16 protein-coding genes, 4 tRNA genes, 1 rRNA gene and 1 riboswitch are annotated in these 21,177 nt (G+C 45.1%); of the genes, 16 read left to right on the top strand and 5 right to left on the bottom strand.

The features are described 5' to 3' along the window. The 8 genes from rrf to yidD form a co-directional block, all read left to right on the top strand. Positions 1 to 74: ribosomal RNA gene (gene rrf, locus JFU01_RS09025) — 5S ribosomal RNA — on the top strand; the annotation flags it as partial. A 13-nt stretch (positions 75 to 87) separates the two neighbouring features. Further along, positions 88 to 161 (top strand) — tRNA-Asn (locus JFU01_RS08735). 21 nt (positions 162 to 182) lie between these two features. After that, positions 183 to 255, top strand: a tRNA-Thr gene (locus JFU01_RS08730). A 197-nt stretch (positions 256 to 452) separates the two neighbouring features. After that, a complete protein-coding gene (locus JFU01_RS08725; protein ID WP_195856674.1) occupies positions 453 to 1,547 on the top strand; it encodes an aminotransferase class V-fold PLP-dependent enzyme in 1,095 nt (364 codons plus the stop codon). Between the two features lie 27 nt (positions 1,548 to 1,574). Beyond that, the gene (locus JFU01_RS08720) at positions 1,575 to 2,480 is read left to right on the top strand and encodes a LysR family transcriptional regulator (RefSeq protein WP_195856673.1); all 906 of its coding nucleotides are present in this window, start codon (positions 1,575 to 1,577) and stop codon (positions 2,478 to 2,480) included. A 78-nt stretch (positions 2,481 to 2,558) separates the two neighbouring features. Continuing rightward, positions 2,559 to 2,861 (top strand): GNAT family N-acetyltransferase, encoded by a 303-nt coding sequence (locus JFU01_RS08715; protein WP_195856672.1) that lies wholly within the window; start codon positions 2,559 to 2,561, stop codon positions 2,859 to 2,861. A gap of 101 nt (positions 2,862 to 2,962) precedes the next feature. Next, a complete protein-coding gene (locus JFU01_RS08710; RefSeq protein WP_195856671.1) occupies positions 2,963 to 3,544 on the top strand; it encodes a DJ-1 family glyoxalase III in 582 nt (193 codons plus the stop codon). Further along, positions 3,544 to 3,834: a membrane protein insertion efficiency factor YidD gene (gene yidD, locus JFU01_RS08705; RefSeq protein WP_195856670.1), complete on the top strand. Its 291-nt coding sequence runs from the start codon at positions 3,544 to 3,546 to the stop codon at positions 3,832 to 3,834. The genes JFU01_RS08710 and yidD overlap by 1 nt, the downstream gene beginning before the upstream one ends. Positions 3,835 to 3,938: 104 nt before the next feature. Here yidD and glmM read toward each other — a convergent pair whose 3' ends face one another. The 3 genes from glmM to cdaA all read right to left on the bottom strand — a co-directional run bounded on the left by glmM (position 3,939) and on the right by cdaA (position 7,316). Further along, the gene (gene glmM / locus JFU01_RS08700) at positions 3,939 to 5,306 is read right to left on the bottom strand and encodes a phosphoglucosamine mutase (protein WP_195856669.1); all 1,368 of its coding nucleotides are present in this window, start codon (positions 5,304 to 5,306) and stop codon (positions 3,939 to 3,941) included. A gap of 71 nt (positions 5,307 to 5,377) precedes the next feature. Further along, on the bottom strand, positions 5,378 to 6,472 hold the full coding sequence (locus JFU01_RS08695; protein ID WP_195856668.1) for a CdaR family protein: 1,095 nt from the start codon (positions 6,470 to 6,472) through the stop codon (positions 5,378 to 5,380). Then, positions 6,465 to 7,316 (bottom strand): diadenylate cyclase CdaA, encoded by an 852-nt coding sequence (cdaA, locus tag JFU01_RS08690; RefSeq protein WP_195856667.1) that lies wholly within the window; start codon positions 7,314 to 7,316, stop codon positions 6,465 to 6,467. Before cdaA ends, JFU01_RS08695 begins: the two co-directional genes overlap by 8 nt. A gap of 230 nt (positions 7,317 to 7,546) precedes the next feature. On the opposite strand from cdaA, the gene JFU01_RS08685 reads away from it, so the two are divergent. Further along, positions 7,547 to 7,627 (top strand) — tRNA-Tyr (locus tag JFU01_RS08685). Positions 7,628 to 7,640: 13 nt separating this feature from the next. Further along, positions 7,641 to 7,712, top strand: a tRNA-Gln gene (locus tag JFU01_RS08680). 149 nt (positions 7,713 to 7,861) lie between these two features. Here JFU01_RS08680 and JFU01_RS08675 read toward each other — a convergent pair. Further along, on the bottom strand, positions 7,862 to 8,443 hold the full coding sequence (locus tag JFU01_RS08675; protein ID WP_111821684.1) for a hypothetical protein: 582 nt from the start codon (positions 8,441 to 8,443) through the stop codon (positions 7,862 to 7,864). 285 nt (positions 8,444 to 8,728) lie between these two features. Here JFU01_RS08675 and nadC point away from each other — a divergent pair, with 285 nt between their 5' ends. The 5 genes from nadC to adhE all read left to right on the top strand — a co-directional run bounded on the left by nadC (position 8,729) and on the right by adhE (position 16,640). After that, complete coding sequence (gene nadC / locus JFU01_RS08670) at positions 8,729 to 9,604, top strand: carboxylating nicotinate-nucleotide diphosphorylase (RefSeq protein ID WP_195856666.1); 876 nt, start codon at positions 8,729 to 8,731, stop codon at positions 9,602 to 9,604. Between the two features lie 315 nt (positions 9,605 to 9,919). Continuing rightward, complete coding sequence (locus tag JFU01_RS08665; protein WP_111889885.1) at positions 9,920 to 10,624, top strand: LysM peptidoglycan-binding domain-containing protein; 705 nt, start codon at positions 9,920 to 9,922, stop codon at positions 10,622 to 10,624. A gap of 435 nt (positions 10,625 to 11,059) precedes the next feature. Further along, positions 11,060 to 11,158, top strand: a riboswitch (TPP riboswitch). A gap of 157 nt (positions 11,159 to 11,315) precedes the next feature. After that, complete coding sequence (locus tag JFU01_RS08660) at positions 11,316 to 12,155, top strand: hydroxyethylthiazole kinase (protein ID WP_195856665.1); 840 nt, start codon at positions 11,316 to 11,318, stop codon at positions 12,153 to 12,155. Continuing rightward, on the top strand, positions 12,142 to 13,590 hold the full coding sequence (gene thiD, locus JFU01_RS08975) for a bifunctional hydroxymethylpyrimidine kinase/phosphomethylpyrimidine kinase (protein ID WP_195856664.1): 1,449 nt from the start codon (positions 12,142 to 12,144) through the stop codon (positions 13,588 to 13,590). Before JFU01_RS08660 ends, thiD begins: the two co-directional genes overlap by 14 nt. Before the next feature lie 404 nt (positions 13,591 to 13,994). Beyond that, a complete protein-coding gene (gene adhE / locus JFU01_RS08650; RefSeq protein WP_195856663.1) occupies positions 13,995 to 16,640 on the top strand; it encodes a bifunctional acetaldehyde-CoA/alcohol dehydrogenase in 2,646 nt (881 codons plus the stop codon). A 75-nt stretch (positions 16,641 to 16,715) separates the two neighbouring features. On the opposite strand, the gene pgeF is transcribed toward adhE, so the two are convergent. Next, entirely contained in the window at positions 16,716 to 17,489 is a 774-nt protein-coding gene (gene pgeF / locus JFU01_RS08645) for a peptidoglycan editing factor PgeF (protein WP_195856662.1), read from the bottom strand. A 441-nt stretch (positions 17,490 to 17,930) separates the two neighbouring features. On the opposite strand from pgeF, the gene JFU01_RS08640 reads away from it, so the two are divergent. Next, the gene (locus tag JFU01_RS08640; RefSeq protein WP_195856661.1) at positions 17,931 to 20,858 is read left to right on the top strand and encodes an insulinase family protein; all 2,928 of its coding nucleotides are present in this window, start codon (positions 17,931 to 17,933) and stop codon (positions 20,856 to 20,858) included. The last annotated feature ends 319 nt before the right edge of the window (positions 20,859 to 21,177 follow it).

Raw genomic sequence — 21,177 nt, 5'->3', positions numbered from 1 at the left:
AACACAGCAGTTAAGCTTCTTAGCGCCGAATGTAGTTGGGGGTTGCCCCCTGTGAGACTAGGACGTTGCCGTGCAATCTTATTTTATTCCGCAATAGCTCAGTTGGTAGTAGCGCTTGACTGTTAATCAAGATGTCGTAGGTTCGAGTCCTACTTGCGGAGTTATTTTTTAGGAATATTTTTGCTGCTGTAGCTCAGTTGGTAGAGCGTCGCCTTGGTAAGGCGGAGGTCACGGGTTCGAATCCCGTCAGTAGCTTTTTTTATTGCTTATATAATCGTTTTAAATGACTTAGTAAGGGAGAATGTTTTCGTTGACATTCTCTTTTTTTATTGAGTAAATTGATTAAAAAGGAAATGATCGCTTATGGCGAACAGCTGTGTTCTGTTATTCTTAGGCAAAAACCGTCTCTAGCATGGTATGATGATAGGAAAGATGTGAAGGAGTCTGTATATATGGAACATATTGAAACCTACCTTGCTCAGCTTGGTAACCGCAGCGATCAACGTACTGGAGCCGTTAATACACCAATTTATTTAAGTACCGCCTACGCTCACCCTGGTTTGGGCGAGTCAACCGGATTCGATTATTCACGGACAGCCAACCCGACTCGAAATATCCTACAAGAGGGCATTAAAAATTTAGAAGCGGGCGATTATGGTTTTGCCACGAGTTCAGGGATGGCAGCCATCCAACTCGTCATTGAAGGACTTTTAGAAGCGGACGACCATGTTGTCACCTTGCAAGACTTATATGGAGGCACCTACCGCTACTTTCATGCCTTAGAAGAACGGGGCCAATATCGCTTTACTTACTGTTTAAGCGCAGAAGAAATTGACCAGGCCTTAAATGATGATATTAAATTAGTCTTCATTGAAACACCAACCAATCCAATGATGACGGAATTCGATATCCAAGCCATCGCTGATAAGGCGCATGCCGTGGGGGCCTTGGTTGTTGTTGATAACACCTTCTATACCCCCGTCTTACAGCAACCTCTCCGCCAAGGGGCAGATATTGTAGTTCATTCTGCCACCAAGTATCTTGCCGGACATAATGATGTTTTAGCTGGCTTGGTAGCCTGTAGGGGCGAAGCCATTGGTGAAGCTCTAGCCTTCCAGTTAAATACCACAGGGGCAACTTTGGGTCCAATCGATTGTTGGTTAACCATTCGTGGGCTCAAAACTTTAGCCTTACGGATGAACCAGCACCAGTCTAATGCCCAAGCCATTGTTGACTACTTAAAAACCGAGTCCTTAGTTTCTCAAGTCTTCTATACCGGTAAAGGCGGCATGGTAACCTTTGAAATGGCCGACCAAAGTAAAATCAATGACTGGTTACATGCCGTTAAAATATTTACCTTTGCAGAAAGTTTGGGTGGGGTAGAGAGTTTAGTCACTTATCCAAAGACCCAGACCCATGCCGATATCCCAGAAGAATTACGCCTTAAATATGGTCTCAATGATGGGATTGTCCGCTTGTCAGTCGGCATTGAAAATGGCCAAGACTTAGTTAAGGACCTAAGGAATGCATTTGATCAGATACGTTAGTTAATTATTGATAAAAGAGGAATCCATATGAATTTTCAAAAATTAAAATATGCCGTGGTAGTTGCCAACAGTGGTTCCTTTCGTGAAGCTAGCCGCCGCTTGTATATGGCACAATCTAGTTTGTCTACCGCGATTAAGGAATTAGAGGAAGAGTACCAAATTCAAATTTTTGAGCGTACTAAGCGTGGAGTATTCATTACCAATGAGGGAAGCGAGTTCCTCTCTTACGCTGAGGATATTCTCTCACAGGTTGAAACTTTAGAGAACCGCTATTTGGAAGATAATGAGCGGCGCTTGTTTTCTGTCTCAGGTCAGCATTATGACTTTGCTTGTGCGGCATTTAGCCAATTAATTGCTGAAGAGAGCGGGAATGGTTGGGATTTTCGTTTTTTGGAAACGTCAACCAGTCAAGTCTTAGAAGATGTCAAACGGTCTTATTCTGAGTTAGGGCTCTTATACATGAATGATAAAAACCAGCGGGTCATCGAGCAATACCTCAACCGCTATGAGTTGGTCTTTCATCAATTGGGAAACTTCTACCCTCATGCTTTTGTAGGGACTAAGCACCCCTTGGCTGACCGCGACCAGGTGTCTTTAGAAGAATTGAGCCAATACCCCGTGATTAAATTTGAACAAAGCCGGGGCTCTTCCATGCAATTTACCGAAGAATCTTTGGAGCCTGATTTTGAAGGACAAGAGGTTGTTTATGCTTCTGACCGGGCTACTGTCATTAATGTTTTAGCCAATACTCAGGCTTATTTGATTGGGTCCGGCCTAGTGACTTCCCCCTTTGCTGATTTAGAACGCATCATTCCTATCGAGAGGCAGGATAATAAGCCCAATAAAATTGGTTACATCGAAGCCCGCTATCGGAAAACTTCCCCCTTTGCTAAGCGTTACATCACCTTATTAGAAAATATGGTGAATTCATGATATTCTGATCTTAGTGAGTGGCTAGTAAGAACTTATTTTACTTGCCGAGATGAATGAACTAGGAAACGAGGGATAATTATGGCTTACGAAATAAAAAAAGACGGTAATGCTTTTATTATTGAAGGTGAAGATGGCCAAAGAATTGGCGAAATAACGTGGAGTCCGGCAGACCAATTTGTGATTGCTGACCACACTTGGACCCATCCTTCTCTTAGAGGAAAGGGAGTGGCTGGTCAGTTACTCGATCACTTGGTGGACTACATGGAGCAGGAAGATAAATACATCTTAGCCAGCTGCCCTTATGTGGTAGAAAAATTTAAACGTCAACCCCAAAAATACGACTTTATTAACTACCATAAACAAGGCCAAGATAAAGACTAATTCAGTTAGGATTAATCACTACTTTCTTTACACTTTATGAGAATGAGCCTACAATAGGGATAGTAACCTTTGATAAACCAACAAATGGAGGGGTATAGCGGATGAAAGCAATGATCTTATTAAGTAAGGATTATGAAGAAACCGAAGCAGTCGCAGTGATTGACATTTTACGTCGGGCTGAAATCGCCATTGACGTGGTGGCTACTGAAGGTGATCTTGATACGGTGGGAGATCACAATATCACTATCCGAGCGGACTATCTCTTAGAAGATATTAAGGGAGCGGACTATGATATCGTGATCACCCCTGGTGGAGTCGGAGGGACCAATGCCCTTAGAGAAAACGATAAAGTTATCGACCTCCTCAAGGAACAATACCAATCAGATTCTGGGTATATTGCCAGCATCTGTGCGTCACCAAGAGTCTTAGATAAGGCTGGCATTTCCCAAGAAATTCGTGGGACTATTTTCCCAGCCCTTAGTGACCAAGTGACCTTTAAGGAATATGTGGCTGACGAGATCGTCGTTAATGACCAAGACCACCAAGTGATTACCTCACAAGGCCCTGCAACGGCTTATTACTTTGCTCTTGAAATTGTGCGGCAATTGAAGGGCCAAGAGGTCCATGACCAAGTGGCTAAGGCGCTCTTAATTCCTAATGTTGAAGCTGCGGTTAAGGCTTAATGTTTACTTATTTACTAAAAGCGCTGGTAAGATTTTACCAGCGTTTTATTTCGTCTGCCTTACCGCCGTCTTGCCGTTACTATCCCACTTGCTCGACTTATATGCTTAGAGCTCTAGAAAAGCATGGCTTTTTCAAGGGGACGCTTATGGGACTGGCCCGAATCCTACGCTGCCATCCCTATGCCCGCGGCGGCGTCGATCCAGTTCCCGATCATTTTAGCCTCAAACGCAATGACCAAGAAGTCAGCCCTAAAGAACGCCAAGCCTTAGCCAGATTAAGTAAGAAATGATAGACTGTGACAGTCACAGCTGACGCTTGAAACATCTTTTAATCAAATAGTAGCAATCAAAAAAAGGAGTCCTTAATTGAGGACTCCTTTTATAATGAATTCTTTTATTCTTCTACCCCGTAAATGTCAGCGACTTTGTCAGCGATGCGTTGGGCATAGGTCAAGGCTAGGTCATCACTTTGGGCTTCGACCATGACCCGAAGTAAGTTTTCGGTACCGCTAGGACGGACTAAGACCCGACCTTCTTCCCCTAATTCACTTTCAACTGCATCAATTTCTGCTTTGACGTCCGCATTGTTCATGGCTTCTTCCTTGCCGGCGCGGGTCACTTTGACATTGATGAGCTCTTGAGGATAGGTTGGCATTTCATCAGCTAATTCACTGAGTTTCTTCCCGGATTGCTTGAGGACGAAGAGCAATTGAATGGCGGTTAAGAGGCCGTCACCGGTCGTGTTGTGGCTCATAAAGATAACGTGTCCGGATTGTTCGCCACCTAGGGTATAATCGCCCTTGCGCATTTCTTCAACCACATAACGGTCGCCTACCTTGGTGACCTTATCATTCATCCCTGCAGCTTCAACGGCCTTATGGAAGCCTAAATTGGACATGACGGTAGCAACAATGGTGTCGTCTTTTAATTTACCATGGTCTTTGAGGTATTTCCCACAGATGTACATGATGTGGTCGCCATCCACTAAACGGCCCTTGTCATCAACAGCAATGCAGCGGTCAGCGTCCCCATCAAAGGCAACCCCAGCGTCAGCGCCTTGTTCGAGGACCAGTTTTTGGAGTTCACCAGGATGGGTAGAGCCGCAGTCATCGTTAATGTTTAGGCCATCAGGACGGGTAGCACGGGCATAGAAGTCTGCATTTAAATCAGCAAAGAGACGGTTGACTAAAGGTGCAGCGGAACCATTAGCGGCGTCAATACATAGTTTTAAGCCGGATAAATCATTACTAATGGTGGTTTGGAGAAATTCGAGGTACTTGGCTACCCCTTCTGGATACTCACTGACCGTGCCTAAGCCTTGGGCACTAGGACGAGGTAAGCTGTCCTCTTCTTGGTCTAAGTAGTATTCAATTTCAGCTTCTTGGTCATCCGATAATTTAAAGCCGTCACTACCAAAGAATTTGATGCCGTTATCCTTGGCAGGATTGTGGCTGGCTGAGATCATTACCCCAGCAGTTACTCCAGTAGTCCGGGTGAGATAAGCGACAGCTGGTGTGGTAATGACGCCCAGTTGTAACACTTCAATGCCGACAGATAACAGCCCTGAGATTAAGGCGTGTTCTAATAACTGACCAGAAATCCGTGTATCGCGTGCAACGAGGACACGGGGATGTTCTTGTTCTTCCTTGGCGTGTTGGAGCAAGACATAGCCACCAAAGCGACCTAATTTAAAGGCCAGTTCAGGGGTTAGTTCCTTATTGGCTTCTCCGCGAACACCGTCAGTTCCAAAATATTTTAACATGATATACTCCTTTGATTTACCAATCTTATTAACAATTCAATATACTACCACGATTTCAAGTCTTTGCCAAATTAGGGTGAACTGGATTTAGCCTCTGCTTGACTGCTAGATTCCCTTTGCCGGTTAGTGACTGGCTGGCTTTCATCCTTGCTGGTCTCCTGCCTTGCCTGGCTAGAAGAATCACTAGAGGCTTCACTTCTTTGGCCGCTGTTTTTGGGTCGGGCGGTAACGGTAAGAGTGATGGACTCAGGCTCCATAGCTTCAACATTATCGGGGCGTTCTAGAGCCACTTGGACCCGTTGACTCTGGGTGATTCCGCTAACGTCAATATGACCGACTACCGCTTGAATAGCGGCGAGGGCTTTCTCATCGCCAAAGAGGGTCACTTGCCGGGTGGACCAATTACTTAAGTCATAAGTGTAGTCATCATTGGGATTATCGAGGTCGATTTGGATAGGTACTGAGCTCCCCTGCTTACCGATGGCAATATCGACGCCGACTTGACTTGGGTTGGCGGTAATGTTTAAGATATTACCTTCGCGATCCTTGACAATGACCCGTCCACTGCCGTGGTAGTCAGAATTGGTATTGTTAGGGAGGCTGACGTCGACGCTCACTGAGGAAATCTTGCTGAGGCTTTCAGCTGAACCTGTCAAGGTGACTTCTGCCGGAGTGGCCTTGGTTGCATGAATTTCATAACCCGGGGCCAAGTTGGTCGGATTAACGTGGATTTCTACCGGGTATTTTTGACTTTGCAGTTGAGCAATATTGATTTCCACACTGGAAGGTGAGATCCGATAATTGAGGTCTTTAGAAATATTAGTCATGGTGAGTTGTACATAGTGTGACCCTTCGCCGAGTTCTTCCAGGTTTTCAGTCACGACCTTAAATTCTCGGGCTTGAAGGGTTTGGTCGATGATATTGCTTGGACCTGAAATTTCCACAGAGACGGTTTCAGGGAGGCCAGTAATATAGTAGTCATCCACGTCGCCACTCACATAAACGGGGACGTCGGAGATGGTTTCTGACTTGGTTTCACTGATGTTAGTGAAGAAACTGACCGGGTTATTATTATAACGTTCCGCTTTGACAAAGATAAAGAGGAAAAGCGCTAATAAGAGTGAGAAAAAAATCATAGCGGCTTTATTTTCATAGAGCTTATTCATTTTTGTCACCTCCATTTTTCTTTTGGAAGATATTCTTCAAGAAGTGGTTGCCTTCGATGATGGAATCGCCGTCTTCGCTCTCAGCAAAATGTTGGCGGAGGGTTTCGCGGATTTCTTCTTCAGAAAGGTCGCGCATAATTTTTCCTTTATAGGTGAGGGAAATGTCACCAGTCTCTTCAGAAACCACTACTACTACCGCATCGGTGACTTCACTGAGACCAACCGCAGCCCGGTGGCGGGTGCCTAGTTCCTTAGGAATTTCGGGGTTTTCCGAGAGGGGGAGGAAACTGGCTGCTGAGCTAATCTTCATATCTTGGATCACCACCGACCCGTCATGGAGCGGGGTGTTGGGAATGAAGATATTAATGAGGAGTTGTTCAGTAATATCCGCATCCAATTTGATTCCCGTGTTGGCATATTCGGTAAGCGATTGAGTATCTTCAATGGAGATTAAAGCCCCGATCCGCCGCTTAGCCATGTACTGGCAAGCCCGGATAATTTCTTCAATCATTTGCTCAACGGGGTCATTTTGGGTATTTCGTAAATTCCGCATTCGTAAACTTTGGCCGAGATGGTCGAGGCCGTTTCTAATTTCCGGTTGGAAAATAATGATAATCCCGATGACTGACCACTGGATAATACTATTCATGATCCAGTCGATGGTTTCTAATTGAAAGACGGTCGAAACCATTTTAAAAAGTAAAAAGATAATGATGCCATTAAAGATATTGACCGCCCGCGTGCCCCGGATTAACTTGAGCAACTGATAGATGATGAGCCAAACAATCAAGATATCGATCAGGTCAAAGGCATGTGACCAGCTGAAAATTGATTCCCAATCCATCGTTTTCCCTCCTATTAGTGATGTTTTAAATTCATTAATAAGTATACCATAGACACTGTCTGACCAGGCTTTAGGTCTTTCTTAAATTATGGATAGCGGAGAGAGAATAGATGGAAGGGTGCTGGCTTAAAAATAGCCGAAAAACGAAAATTTTATGATAAATGAAAAAAATCGCCAATAACCCTTGCATTTTATAGGGAAATAGTGGTATATTAATTGAGTACTGATTTGGAGGGATAGCGAAGCGGCCAAACGCAGCGGACTGTAAATCCGTTCCTTCGGGTTCAGAGGTTCGAATCCTCTTCCCTCCATTTCTAATCATATTGGGGTATCGCCAAGCGGTAAGGCAACAGACTTTGACTCTGTCATGCGTTGGTTCGAATCCAGCTACCCCAGTTAATTGAGACTGTACGAGTACGTGCAGTCTCTTTTTTGTTTCCAGTTGACAAAGAGAAGGCATGCTCAGCGATAGTAATTCCTGAATAAGCACAAAAAAATGCCCTTAGTCCTTTCCAAATAGAGAAAGAACTGAGGGCGTTTTTGTGTTATTTGATTGGAAAACGGGGGAATTTATAAGGTAGGTGCTTGTTGAGGTACTTGAGGAAGAGGTAACCCAATTCAAAGTCCATCATCCCATGGAAGAGTGACGATACACCGAAGAGAATGAAGAGGGAGGCCCAGTAACCGTATTGGCCATCCAAACTGGTTAAGCCGGCGGTTACAAAGCAATGGATAACGATCATTTCCCCCAGACCGTGTAAGCTATTAATTCCGGCGTTAAAGAGGGTTCTTTTCCAAGGGTTCAAGACAAATTCATTGGACCGTTGCAGAGTATAGGCACCCACTAGGGTAAATAAGAGGTGGGAAACCGCCCGGAAGACCACTGGTAAGGGAAAACCTGCCATCAAGAAACCAAATGAGGTTGCTAGGGCCACAAAAGCGGCTGAGGCTGGTGAAATAAAGAGTGCCATATCAATGGCGATATGAGAGCCCAGGGTCCAGGAAAAGGGACCAAAAGCGATTTTAATGGGACTAATCATAGGGATAATGATACCGATGGCTGTTAGTAAGGCTACGGTAGTCATTTTGCCCGTATTTTTTTTGCTAACTGAAATACTTTCTTTCATTGTAATCCTCCTTGAACAATGAGTCCTAATATAATCGATATAAAACCAAATAATGATAAAAATTTAAAAATTATCATAAGCTTAGCCATTATTTTTGTCAAGTCTGTCTAAATTGATCACTTTTCGCATAAGGCTAGGGGTTTTGCTGCCTTGGCTTATGGTATGATAGTAAAAACAGTATCAGCTTTCTTGGGCTTTTTAAGATCAGGAAAGTCAGTCCCTTTGGCTGGCTGAAAGTGGCTAGTCAGAGAATCAGGATAGAAAAAATGAGGAGGCGGTTTAGTGATGGCTAATCCAAAACAAGTGTCTAATTTTATAAATCTGAACCAAGATATTATTGATGAATTAATTACCCTCGCTTTTAAGGAAGATATTCCCTATGAAGACCTGTCGACCAATGCTATTTATCAGGGTCAAGCAGCCCAGGTCGAGCTCTTAGCTAAGCAAGCGGGAGTGATTTGTGGTTTGGATCTCTTCAAGCGGGTTTTCTTACATTTGGATCCTGAAGTTCAATTTGAGAGTCTGGTCCGAGATGGTGACCGGGTAGCTAATCAGGAGACCTTGATGGTAATTAAGGCCTCCGTCAATACTCTCCTAAGTGGGGAACGGATTGCCCTCAACTTTCTTCAAAGAATGAGTGGTATCGCTACTGCTACCCGCCGTTTTGTAGACGCCTTAGAAGGTAGTGGGATAAAGTTACTGGATACCCGTAAAACTACCCCGGCCTACCGCCCCTTGGAAAAATATGCAGTCCGGGTAGGGGGCGGCTATAACCACCGTTACTCACTCTCTGACCAAATTATGCTCAAGGATAACCATGTTGCTGCTGCCGGTGGGGTCAAAGAAGCCATCCAAGCGGCTAAGGCCTATGCCCCTTTTGTGAAGAAGATTGAAATTGAAGTCGAGGACTTGGACATGGTCAGAGCGGCAGTGGAGGCTGGAGCTGATATTATTATGCTCGACAATATGGACCATGACACCATGGAGGAAGCCATTGCGCTCATTAACGGTCAAGCGATTATAGAAGCTTCAGGAAACTTTACCTGGGACAATGTCGCGGATTATAAGGACCTAGCCATTGACTATATTTCTAGTGGGGCCATTACCCATTCGGCCGGAATCTTAGATCTGTCCCTCAAACATTTGAAAGTGAGGAAGTAGGTCTGTAGCTCTTGAGGCAGAAGTCCTTGATTTCTAATACCCATAACTCAAGTTTTGCCCTGACTTTTGTTACAGCAAGGTTACAAGGCGACAGAAATATTTCAGAAAATCCTTTTAAAATGTCAAAGTAATTAAAGGGCCTTAACAAGTCAGAAAATCCCTTTTCTTCGTCTGGAAGCCATGATAGTATATTTCATGTCGACGAGGGAAAGACCTCGTTGAGAGATAAAAATGAATCTGAATGATTAAGAGGCTTAATCATATTAAATAGAAAAAAGAATGAACTTTGCATAGAAGAAAGGATTTTTATTACACATGAATATGAAGAAAGTTTTAGTAGGTACCTCAATCGCTTTATCAGCCTTAGTAAGTTTTGCTGCTGGGGAAACGACTGAAGCACACGCAGCTGAATGGCAAGCACGTTCAGTTGAAGAAATCAAAGCTGACTTCCAAAAATTAGATGACAACGAAAAAGTTTATGTCATTAAATCTGGTGACACCTTAAACGCTATTGCTCAAGCAGCAGACGTGAACACCAAAGAATTAGCTGAAATCAACAACATCGAAAATGCTAACTTAATCTTCCCAGGAACTAAATTAACCTTCAAATCTGACCAATCAGGTAAGGTTAATGAAGTTGAAGTAGAAAAACAAGGTCAAGCAGCTCAAGTTTACACCGTTGATGAAACTGCTGGTCAAACTTACCAAGCACCTGCAACTGTTCAAGCTGCTCCAGCTGCTGCTCCAGCACCAGCACCTGCACCTGCACCAGCTCCAGCACAAAGCGCTTACACTGGTTCTTCTTCATCCGCTAAAGAAATCATTGCTCAACGTGAATCTGGTGGTTCATACTCAGCAACTAACGGCCAATACATCGGACGTTACCAATTAAGCGCTTCTTACTTAAATGGTGACTACTCCCCAGCTAACCAAGAACGTGTGGCTGACCAATACGTAGCCGGTCGTTACGGTTCATGGGACAACGCTTTAGCATTCTGGAACGCTAACGGTTGGTACTAAGATAAAAAGAGTGTGACAAGCGCAAAAAGAGGGGAGAGAGCTCCGCATACTATATCTGTAACTCGCTTCGCTTCGAACAGCTACAGCAATTGGAAGAAGTACGCCGTAAATCCTCAAAGAGGATTTGCAAGGACTTCTGAAATGGAGCTCACCTCGCGCTTGGAGCACGTTTAAACAGAGTGTGACAGTCACACTAAAGGACGAAACCACTGGAGAAAACTGGGATAAGCTCAGTGAATCTGAGCGTTCCCAGTTTTTGAAGTGGACGTTCGTCCTGTGACTGGAACACGTTTCAAAAGAGTGTGACAGTCACACCAAAGGACGAAACCATTAACTCCGGCTCATTGGGCTGGAGTTTTTTTATTTATCTCAGCGTCCAAAAGGAGTTTAAGCGCTCCGCCTTGAATAGGTAAGCGGTTTCTGCTATAGTTAAAAAGTACTCACAAGAGGTGCTTTTGCTGAGATAGGTGGAAACCTGGACTCTTTGAACCTGAGAAAGTTAAGACTTGCGTAGGGATGTGAGAATTCAAATATCGTTATAAGGCACAGCCAAGCTTTTGCTAAAGCCTAACGATAAGAAGTCCTGCAAAGTACACTGAGTGGAGTATACTTTGCAGGGCTTTTTTCTGTCTAGAAGTAAAAGACCTGCAGGTGAAATGTGTAATCTAAACAGAGTAAGAGAGATGAGTCAATGTCTAAAAAAATAAGCATTCCCTTTGCGAAATATAGCCAGCAGGTCAAGGCCAAGGCCCCGCTGATCCAAGTGTTAAATAATTATGTCACCATTCATGATGTGGCCAATGTGATTTTGGCCAGTGGTGGGCGTCCCGTGATGACCGATAACTTACCTAATAGTCAGGATGTGGTCAAGACGGCTGACCTCTTGCTATTGAATGCCGCTAGTCCCAGACCTAATCAGGAATTGTTGGACCTCGCCGCCACAGCGAAAAATGACCACCATCCCGTGGTCTTAGACCCAGTGGGGGTTTCAGCTATGCCGTCTAAATTAAAGCTCTGTCAAGAGCTGATTGACCGGGGTCTAGTAAGGGCGGTAAAGGGGAATGCTTCGGAAATTCGAAGCCTCCTCTTTGAAAAAAGCCAAGGATCTGGGGTCGACCTGGGTCCTGGAGACGAGGTAAGCTTAGCCAATCTGGCTGATTTTGCTCCGGACTTTAAAGCTTATGCCCAAGAAAAAGGAATTATCCTAGCCATGTCAGGCCCGATTGACTTAGTGACTGACGGCGAGCGGCTGGCAGTCATTGAAAATGGCCACCCCTGGATGGCTTCCTATACGGGATCAGGTTGCCAGTTAAGCGGCGTCCTAGCTAGCTTTTTAGCCGGTAATCCGGATGAGGATCCTTTTTACCTAGCTACAGCGGCCATGATTAGCTATGGGGTGGCGGGAGAAATCGCTGCTCAAGTGCTCCAGCCTTATGAGGGTAATGCCACTTATTCTAACCGGGTGATTGACCAGGTCTTCTTATTAGAGGCCAAAAAATTAGAAAGGAGAGCCAAGTATGACATTCAATAAAAATGATTTATTGGTCTATGCCATTACGCCCGACCGCTTTGACCATGACGAATTAATCCAGCAAGTCAAAGAGGTCTTAGCAGGAGGGGCGACGATTTTACAGTTACGTTTGAAGGACCATCCCTTTAAAGACCAAGAGGAGAAGCTGGATCTAACTAAAAAAATCAAAGCCCTCTGCCAAGAAGCAGGTGTCCCCTTTATTATCGATGATGACTATGAACTGGCCCTGGCGGTAGATGCTGACGGCCTCCATGTGGGAGAAGATGACCTGCCAGTCGACCAGGCTAGAGAACTGCTCGGCCCGGGAAAAATTATCGGGGCTTCGGCTAAGAGTTTGGATGCCGCTCTAAAAGCCCAGGCGGCTGGTGCAGACTACTTGGGAGTTGGCGCCCTCTATCCGACCCAGTCTAAGGCCAATGCCCAAGGCACTAGTCTGACTACCCTGAGAGCTATTGCCCAAGGGGTGAATATTCCCATTGTAGGCATTGGTGGGATTAGCTTAGATAATATGGCCAATTTACGGGACCAGGGGTTGGCCGGGGTGGCTCTGATTTCTGCTTTATTTAAGGCGGAAGACCCCTACCAAGCGACTCAAGAAATCCGTAAAGCTGCTGAAAAACTTTTTAAACTCCAAGCCGTCCTGACTATTGCCGGCTCAGATTCCAGTGGGGGAGCTGGTATTCAAGCGGACCTCAAGACCATGCAGGCTAATGGAGTCTTTGGCATGAGTGCCATTACTTCAGTGACCGCCCAAAATACTAGGGGTGTGACCGGGGTCTATGACCTCAGTCCCGAGGCCTTGGCTAGCCAACTCCAAGCTGTCTTTGACGATATTCCTCCGGCTAGCGTCAAGATTGGCATGGTCTCCCAAGTAGATTTAGTGAAGGAAATTGCCAAAGCTCTTAAAAACTACCAGGCTAAACATGTCGTAGTAGACCCAGTCATGGTCGCAACGAGCGGGTCCAACTTGATCCAAGACCAAGCCGTACAGGTCTTGGCTGACCAGGTCTTCCCCCTCGCTTGCTTAATTACTCCCAATATTCCTGAAAGCCAGGTCTTAGCGGGACAAGACATCCATTCGGCAGCCGATATGGAAGCCGCCGCTAAGAAAATTAGTCAGACCTACCAAGTCGCTGTCCTCTGTAAGGGGGGCCATCGGGTGAATGATGCTAATGATGTCCTGGTTACCCATGAGGGCGAGGTCCACTGGTTTAAGGGCGAGCGGGTTGATAACCCCAATACCCATGGCACCGGCTGTACGCTATCCAGTGCCATTGCCAGCAACCTAGCCAAGGGGGATGACTTAGTTACTGCCATTGCTCGGGCTAAGACCTATCTCAGCCTGGCCCTTAAAGACCAATTAGATCTAGGTCAGGGGAGTGGCCCCTTGAACCATGGCTTTGGCCTCTTGACTTATTACCCCAGTGACGATTAATTGCCTTAACTTCCCTTAGCAAATAGTTCCTAGTCTTTCAACCCTTCCACGAGGCTAGACCTGCTAGGGGAAGAGTATCTGTACACCGATAAGGGTCATGATAGCTTGTCATGGCCTTTTTTCTATATTTGGGAAAAGTGGGGAAACTGTTTTTAGCATAGAGCATATTTCTTCTGATATTGTGAAAATAAACACATATTTTCTCTTTTTAATTAAAATATAAAAATATTATTTCGAAAGTTGTAAGCGATTACAAGGTTAAATTACTAATACTTCAGTGATTGTAAGCGGTTATAGCTAAAAAGAAAAACAAAAAATAACTTGCTTTTTGTTTGTGAATAACTTAACATAATAGCCATAAAGATGAAAGTCATTAAAAATCAAAGGAAAGGTTAGGAAGAACAATGGCTAAAGGAAAAGAACAAAAAGTAGATATTCCACAATTTATCGATGAGACAGTGGCTAAGGCTAAACAGGCCTTAGATGATTTTATGGCTTTAGACCAAGAACAAATCGATCATATTGTCACCAAGGCATCGATTGCTGCCTTAGACCAACATGGGGTCTTAGCGAAACATGCCGTTGAAGATACTGGACGGGGTGTGTTTGAAGATAAGGCAACCAAGAACTTATTTGCCTGTGAACATGTGACCAATCATATGCGCCACTTAAAAACAGTAGGTATTATTGATCGTGATGAGGCCAAGGGATTGACCTATATTGCTGAACCGGTCGGGGTAATTTGTGGGATTGTCCCTACTACCAACCCAACATCGACAGCAATCTTTAAGTCCTTGATTTCCTTGAAGACCCGTAATCCAATTGTCTTCTCCTTCCACCCTCAAGCGCTGGAATCTTCCATCCATGCGGCCAAGGTGGTGCGGGACGCAGCGATTGCGGCAGGGGCACCTGAAAACTGTATCCAATGGATCGATCCAAAACATGCCTCGATGGAAGCCACCAATTTACTGATGAACCACCCTGATGTCGCTACTATTTTAGCCACTGGGGGATCTGCCATGGTTAAAGCTGCTTATTCTTGTGGGAAACCTGCTTTGGGTGTGGGACCAGGGAATGTGCCTGCCTATGTTGAAAAAACGGCCAACCTCAAGCAAGCCGTGAATGATATTGTCATGAGTAAGGCCTTCGATAATGGGATGGTTTGTGCTTCAGAACAAGCTGCTATTGTTGACAAAGAAATCTACCCCGACTTCATTAAAGAAATGAAGTCCTACCATGTTTACTTTGTCAACCAAAAGGAAAAAGCCCTCTTAGAAGAATTCTGCTTTGGGGCTAAAGCCAATAGTGAGGCGGTTGACCAAGCCAAACTCAATGCCGATATTGTCGGGAAATCAGCGGTTTGGATTGCTAAAGAAGCTGGCTTTGAAGTGCCAGAAGAAACCGTCATCCTAGCAGCAGAAGTTCCTGAAGTGGGGCCTGCTCAACCCCTTACCCGAGAAAAATTATCCCCTGTCCTAGCCATCTTAAAAGCTGAGACGACCGAAGATGGGATGGCCAAAGCTGAAGCCATGGTCGAGTTTAATGGTCTAGGTCACTCCGCCGCCATCCATACCAATAACCATGACTTAGAAATCGAATACGCCAAACGGGTGAAAGTGGCCCGGGTCATTGTCAATGCGCCGTCAACCTTTGGGGGAATTGGGGATGTTTATAACTACTTCATTCCTTCCTTAACCCTAGGCTGTGGGTCTTATGGACATAACTCTGTAGCTGGTAACGTGGGACCTTTAGATTTGATTAATATTAAACGAGTAGGGGAGCGGCAAAATAACATGCAATGGTTTAAAGTCCCTCGGGTTTACTTCGAAAAGAATTCCATTAAATACTTACAAGAATTAGACCATGTGGAAAGGGTATCGATTATTTCTGATAAAGGCATCGCCAAACTCGGCTTTGTCCAAAAAGTCATTGACCAACTCCAACAACGGCAAAATAAGGTGGTCTATGATGTCTTTGATAACATTGAACCGGATCCAGATATTTCCACGGTTCAAGCGGGTGCTGACGCCATTCGGGCCTTCCAACCGGATACCATTATTGCGATTGGTGGGGGATCGGTTATGGACTCCGCTAAGATCATGTGGCTCTTCTATGAACGTCCTGACGTTGATTTCCGCGACCTAGTTCAAAAATTCATGGACATTAGAAAACGGGCCTTCCGTTTCCCAGCCCTCGGTGAAAAAGCCCAATTAGTGGCTATCCCAACCACCTCAGGGACAGGTTCCGAAGTAACGCCTTTTGCGGTCATTTCCGATAAGAAGAACAATAAGAAATATCCGCTTGCTGACTACGCCCTCTTACCTAAGGTAGCTATCGTGGATTCCAGCTTTGTCGAAAAGGTACCAAGTCGGGTGACCGCCGCTACCGGGATGGATGTCTTAACCCACGCTATTGAGGCTTATGTATCTATCTTTGCCTCAGACTATACCGATGGACTCTCTCTTCAAGTGATTAAGATTGTCTTTGACTACTTAGAAAAATCGGTCAAAGACTTTGACCCGCTAGCTAGAGAGAAGATGCATAATGCGGCAACCATGGCGGGGATGGCCTTCGGTAACGCCTTCTTGGGAATTGTTCACTCCATGTCCCATAAGATCGGTGGGGTCTTCCATACCGTTCACGGGGAAAACAATGCCATCCTCCTGCCTTATGTAATCCGCTACAACGGGGAAAAACCAGGCAAGCTTTCTACCTGGCCAAAATATAACTACTACAAGGCTGGTGAACGTTACCAAGACATTGCCCGTATGCTAGGATTAAAGGCCAATACGGTCGATGAAGCCGTTGCTTCCTTGGCCCAAGCCTGCTATGAACTCGGTGAAAAAGTCGGTCTCCCAATGAGCTACCAAGCCCAAGGCCTTGACAAGAAAGAATGGGAAAAGGCCTTAGAACAACTGGCTTATGATGCTTATGAAGACCAATGTACCCCATTAAACCCTCGTTTGCCATTAGTTCCTGATATGATGGCCATGATGCGGGCGGCTTACCAAGGTTATGGTAAGGCACCAGAGCCAATTAAGAATAAGTAAGAAATTCCTCTTGTATAGATAGAAAAAAGTGAGCTCCAGCAGCTCACTTTTTTGTCGTTTATTATCAGAATTTTATTAATTCACCCGGTTTTTTTGCCAGATGAAGCCCATGTGGCGGCCTTTAGTTTGGTTTTGACGATAGGAGAAGCCTTGGGGGCTGGCATAGGTATCCATAGGGTCCACTTGGATGTTTTCGGAACGGATACCTAAATGGAGGCATTGATTTTTGACCACGGCTTGGTTATCAATGTGCCACTTACCGCTGTCTGCTTGGTAGGAGATATTTCCTTCTGAGCCCTCCAAGTCCTTGAATTGAAGATAAACATCCTCATCGACTTCAAAGTGTTTTTGGGATAAGGCTGGACCAATTTGAAGGTGGATATTTTCTGCTTTGACCTCAGGATGATCGGCAAAGATTTGTTCAAAGGTGACTTGGGTAATGTTTTGGACCGTACCCCGCCAGCCGGAATGGATGACGCCAATCAGGGGAGTTTTTTGGTCGTAGAAGAGAATAGGAACGCAGTCAGCAGTAAAAATTCCTAACATGAGCTCATCCTCAAAGCTGTAGAGGGCATCGGTTTGGGGGATGGCGCTGTCATTATTTAGGGCGCCCTTGCCACCGTCAGCCAGGGAAACTTCCACTGCCCGTTTGGAATGAGTCTGGTGGGCTTGGACAAAATGGTCGGGACTTATAAGGGTCGCTTGGAAAAAGGATCGCCGGTTAGCTAAGACGGCATCCAAGTTCTGGTAGGAATGGATCCCCATATTGCCGGCTTCAGGCAGGTTTGGATCTCTTAGGGTGATCCCCATTTGCAAGTGGGGGTCATTGTGATAGTAATGAATAGACATCAGGAACACTTCCTTCTATATAATAATGCCAAAGTATCTTGCTTATTATAAGGGGATTTTCTCCCGCCCGCAATCTTTAGGCTTTGTTTATTCAATGATGTTGGTGAGCATTAATTAAGCAAGATTTCTCTTGATAAGAAGCTATGAGCATGAGTGGCGCTTTGAATTTGGTCGTTAGCCATGAACAAGCAAGCGATGTGAATTAGGGATAGTTGGCTTTAGCCTTACTAGCCCTTTGAAGCTCGCTAGGTGAGGGACCTTGGCCCGAACCGATGCCATGGCTTTTCAACGACCAAAATTTAAAAGCAGAACGAATGCTCATCAATAGTAAAAAATAAAAAGTCCCATTTTATACAGTCGCAAGCAATCTGATTTCCTGGATAGTGACCCTAGGAAAAATTTGTTATACTAGGGAAAGATTCTTTAAGAGGAGTGCTTGTTGTGAATAAGGAAAACCATGGTTTTGTTGAAAGTGAAAAAATTGTTTCAAAGGAGCAAGGAGCGGTCATCCACCAATTCCGCCATCCGGCTTCAGGGGGCCAAGTGATTTGGATTGAAAATGATGACCCCCACCGGGCCTTTGGGATCGGTTTTTTAACCCCAGCTAAGGATTCTACCGGGGTGGCCCATATTGTTGAACACACGGTCTTGTCTGGCTCGCGGAAGTATCCCGTCAAAGACCCCTTCATGTACATGCTCAAAAGCTCCATGAATACCTTTTTAAATGCCATGACTTATAAGGACATGACCCTCTTTCCAATTTCATCCATGAATGAGACCGACTTTGAGAACTTAATGTCGATTTATTTGGATGCGGTCTTTTTCCCGCGGATGTATGAAGAAGAAAATATCTTCCGCCAAGAAGGCTATCATAAGGAACTCCATAATCTGGAAGATCCTATCACCATTACCGGGGTGGTCTACAATGAAATGCGGGGCGTTTACTCCGATCCGGATGCGGAGGTCTGCCAGCAAATTGACGCCAACTTCCATCCCAAGACGAGTGTGGCTTATGAATCGGGTGGTTATCCCTATGACATTCCTAAGCTCTCCTACCAAGATTTTCTTGCCTTCCATAAGAAACATTACCGGCCGGATAATGCCTTAGTAGTTGTCTATGGCGATGTCAACATCGACCGGGTCCTTGGCCAGATTGATGGGGAGTACTTCTCACATTTCGAGCCTAGTGATGACCAGATCCAATTAGAATTAGCTGACCTTCCCCAAGAGGATCGACGGATGACCCTTTATTTTGATGCTGACGACAAGCAGGAGTCTGAAGGGTTGGCCTACTTATCTTATAATATTCCCTTTTCTCAAAATAAGAGGGTTGAAGATGGCTTTTTGTATGGGATTATTATGAACGCCTTAGCTAACGGCGAGTCCAGTCCTCTCCATAAGGCCCTAGTTGAGGGCGGCTACTGCCAAGACGTGTCAGTCTATAGCTCAGGAACCTATTACAATGACTTTTCCCTAGTTTTAGAAAAGGTCGATCCTGACCAGGTTGATACCATTGTTGAAGTGATTGAAAACACCTTAAAGAAAATCGCCGACCAGGGTCTAGACCGCGATTTGGTCAAGGCCTGCCTCAACCAAACCGAGCTCCAGCTCCGGGAAAAGGGCGGATCTTCACGAGGAGTCAAGACCTTTATCCAATTAATGTCGGCTTGGCGCTATCTGGACCGCCCCGTTGAGGTCTTGTCCTATGAAGAGATTCTCAGTCACTTGGACCAAGTTCTCTCATCCGCTCAGTTGGAAGACTTGATCCGAAACCGTCTCGTTGACTTCAACTCGCGTTTGGTCATTGTCCACCTCCCTAAGCAGGGTTACCACCAAGCCAAAGACCAAGACCTGGCTGAAAGTCTGGTCCAAGAAAAGGCCCAAGCTAGTGACAATGAGATCGAGGCCTTGATTCAAGAAAATGCTGATTTGAAGGCTTACCAAGAAGCCCCCGATAGCCCAGAAGCCCAAGACAGCCTACCAAAACTGACCTTAGCTGATATTGAAGCAGAAATTACCGATGCCAGTGAAGAAGAGATCACTGACCCGATATTAGGCAAGATCCTCTACCATCCCCAAGCTGCTAGCCAAGGGATTGCCTACTTTAATTTTTCTTTTTCAGCCAACCATTTAACCAGTGACCAGCTCTTTTTATTAAAGACCTGGACCATTCTCCTAGGGGCCTTGGGAACGGCTTCCTATACTTATGATCAAATTGAAGTCCAATTAATCCAGTTAACGGCTGGTCTAACTACTCGACCAAAAATTTATCTGGATAGCCAAGAGCCAGGCCACTTTAACTTGCAGGTCCAAGCCAGCTTTGCGGCTATGGCGGAAAAGAGCCAAGCTGCTTTGGACTTAGTCAAAGAGATCTTAACCAGTACCCGCTTTGAAGACCGCAAACGGATTAAGAATATCCTTGACCGGGTCAAATACCAAATGGAGCAACAATTTGACCAAGCTGGCCATCAATTAGCTATGGGACTACTCAAAGCCCAATATTCGCCGGCCCAAGCCACTAGTCAAGCCCTGGGTGGCTTAGATTACTATGACCAATTAGCTGATTTCTTGGCTGACTTTGACCAGGCTCTCCCTGGTCTCCTTGAAGACTTAGGCCACTTCCATGAGCAAGTGCTCTGCTCCAATACGGCAACCGTCGCGGTGACAGCCAGTCCAGCTGATAAAGACCGCTTAACCGACCAAGTCCACGACTTTTTAGCCGACTTGCCGCAAAGCGACCAAGCCGGTCTAGACCATATGAAAAATCCCGCTCCCTTACATGAAGCAGGTAATATTGGCTTGATGTCCAATAGTAATGTTCAATATGTGGTCCAAGGCGGTCCCCTAAAAGACTTAAAGGAAAATCAAAGAGGTCAACTCCCAGTCTTTACTAATATCATGAGTAATGAAATCCTCCATGAAAAAATCCGCGCCCAAGCGGGAGCCTATGGGGCGGGGCTTTCCATGAGTCCTGCTGGCGGGGTCTTAGCTTATTCCTACCGTGACCCCCATCTGAAACAAAGTCTGGCAGTCTACCAAAATATGGACCAGTCCTTTAAAGACTTAGATTTAAATCCAGACTTTGTCGAACAGCGGATTATTGGTTCCCTAACCCATTACCAGTATCCACTGACCCCTAAAGAAGTCAATGCTCTCAAATTAAAGCGTTACTTCTGTAAGCAAAGCAAGTCCGACCTAGACCAGGAATTTTCTGACCTCATCCATACCCAACAGGAAGACTTACTGGCGCTCAATGATAGCGTCAGTCAAGTGATGGATGATGCTAAGATTGTAGTTTATGGAAACCGCGATAAGTTGCAAGCCAACCAAGAACTCTTTGACCAATTAAGAGAATTAAAACGGGATTAATCCACGGATAAAGAGAAGGGACTATTGCCAATATAAGGCTGAAACAGGAATGGATATGAGCTGCCTAACCATAACGTGTTCCAATAGTCAGCCCTGACCTCCACTTCACAAATCATTCACGGTAGCTAAAAGCTACTGTGAATGATTTGCTCCAGTTGCTATAGCTGTTCGAAGCGAAGAGCGAGTTACAGATATAGTATGCGTAGCTCTTCAGGGCTCTTTTGACTTTTGTCACACTCACATTTCCTACGATTAGTCAAGTGTAAATCAATATAAAATTACTAAATATATGCGGTATTATTTAGAAGTTTGACTTTTG

Origin of the sequence: Aerococcus sp. Group 2, assembly GCF_905125285.1 — a bacterium.
In the GTDB taxonomy this organism is placed as follows: Bacteria; Bacillota; Bacilli; order Lactobacillales; family Aerococcaceae; genus Aerococcus; species Aerococcus urinae_E.
Note: the sequence above shows the minus strand (reverse complement) of the source record. Positions and strands in the feature narration are given on the sequence as shown.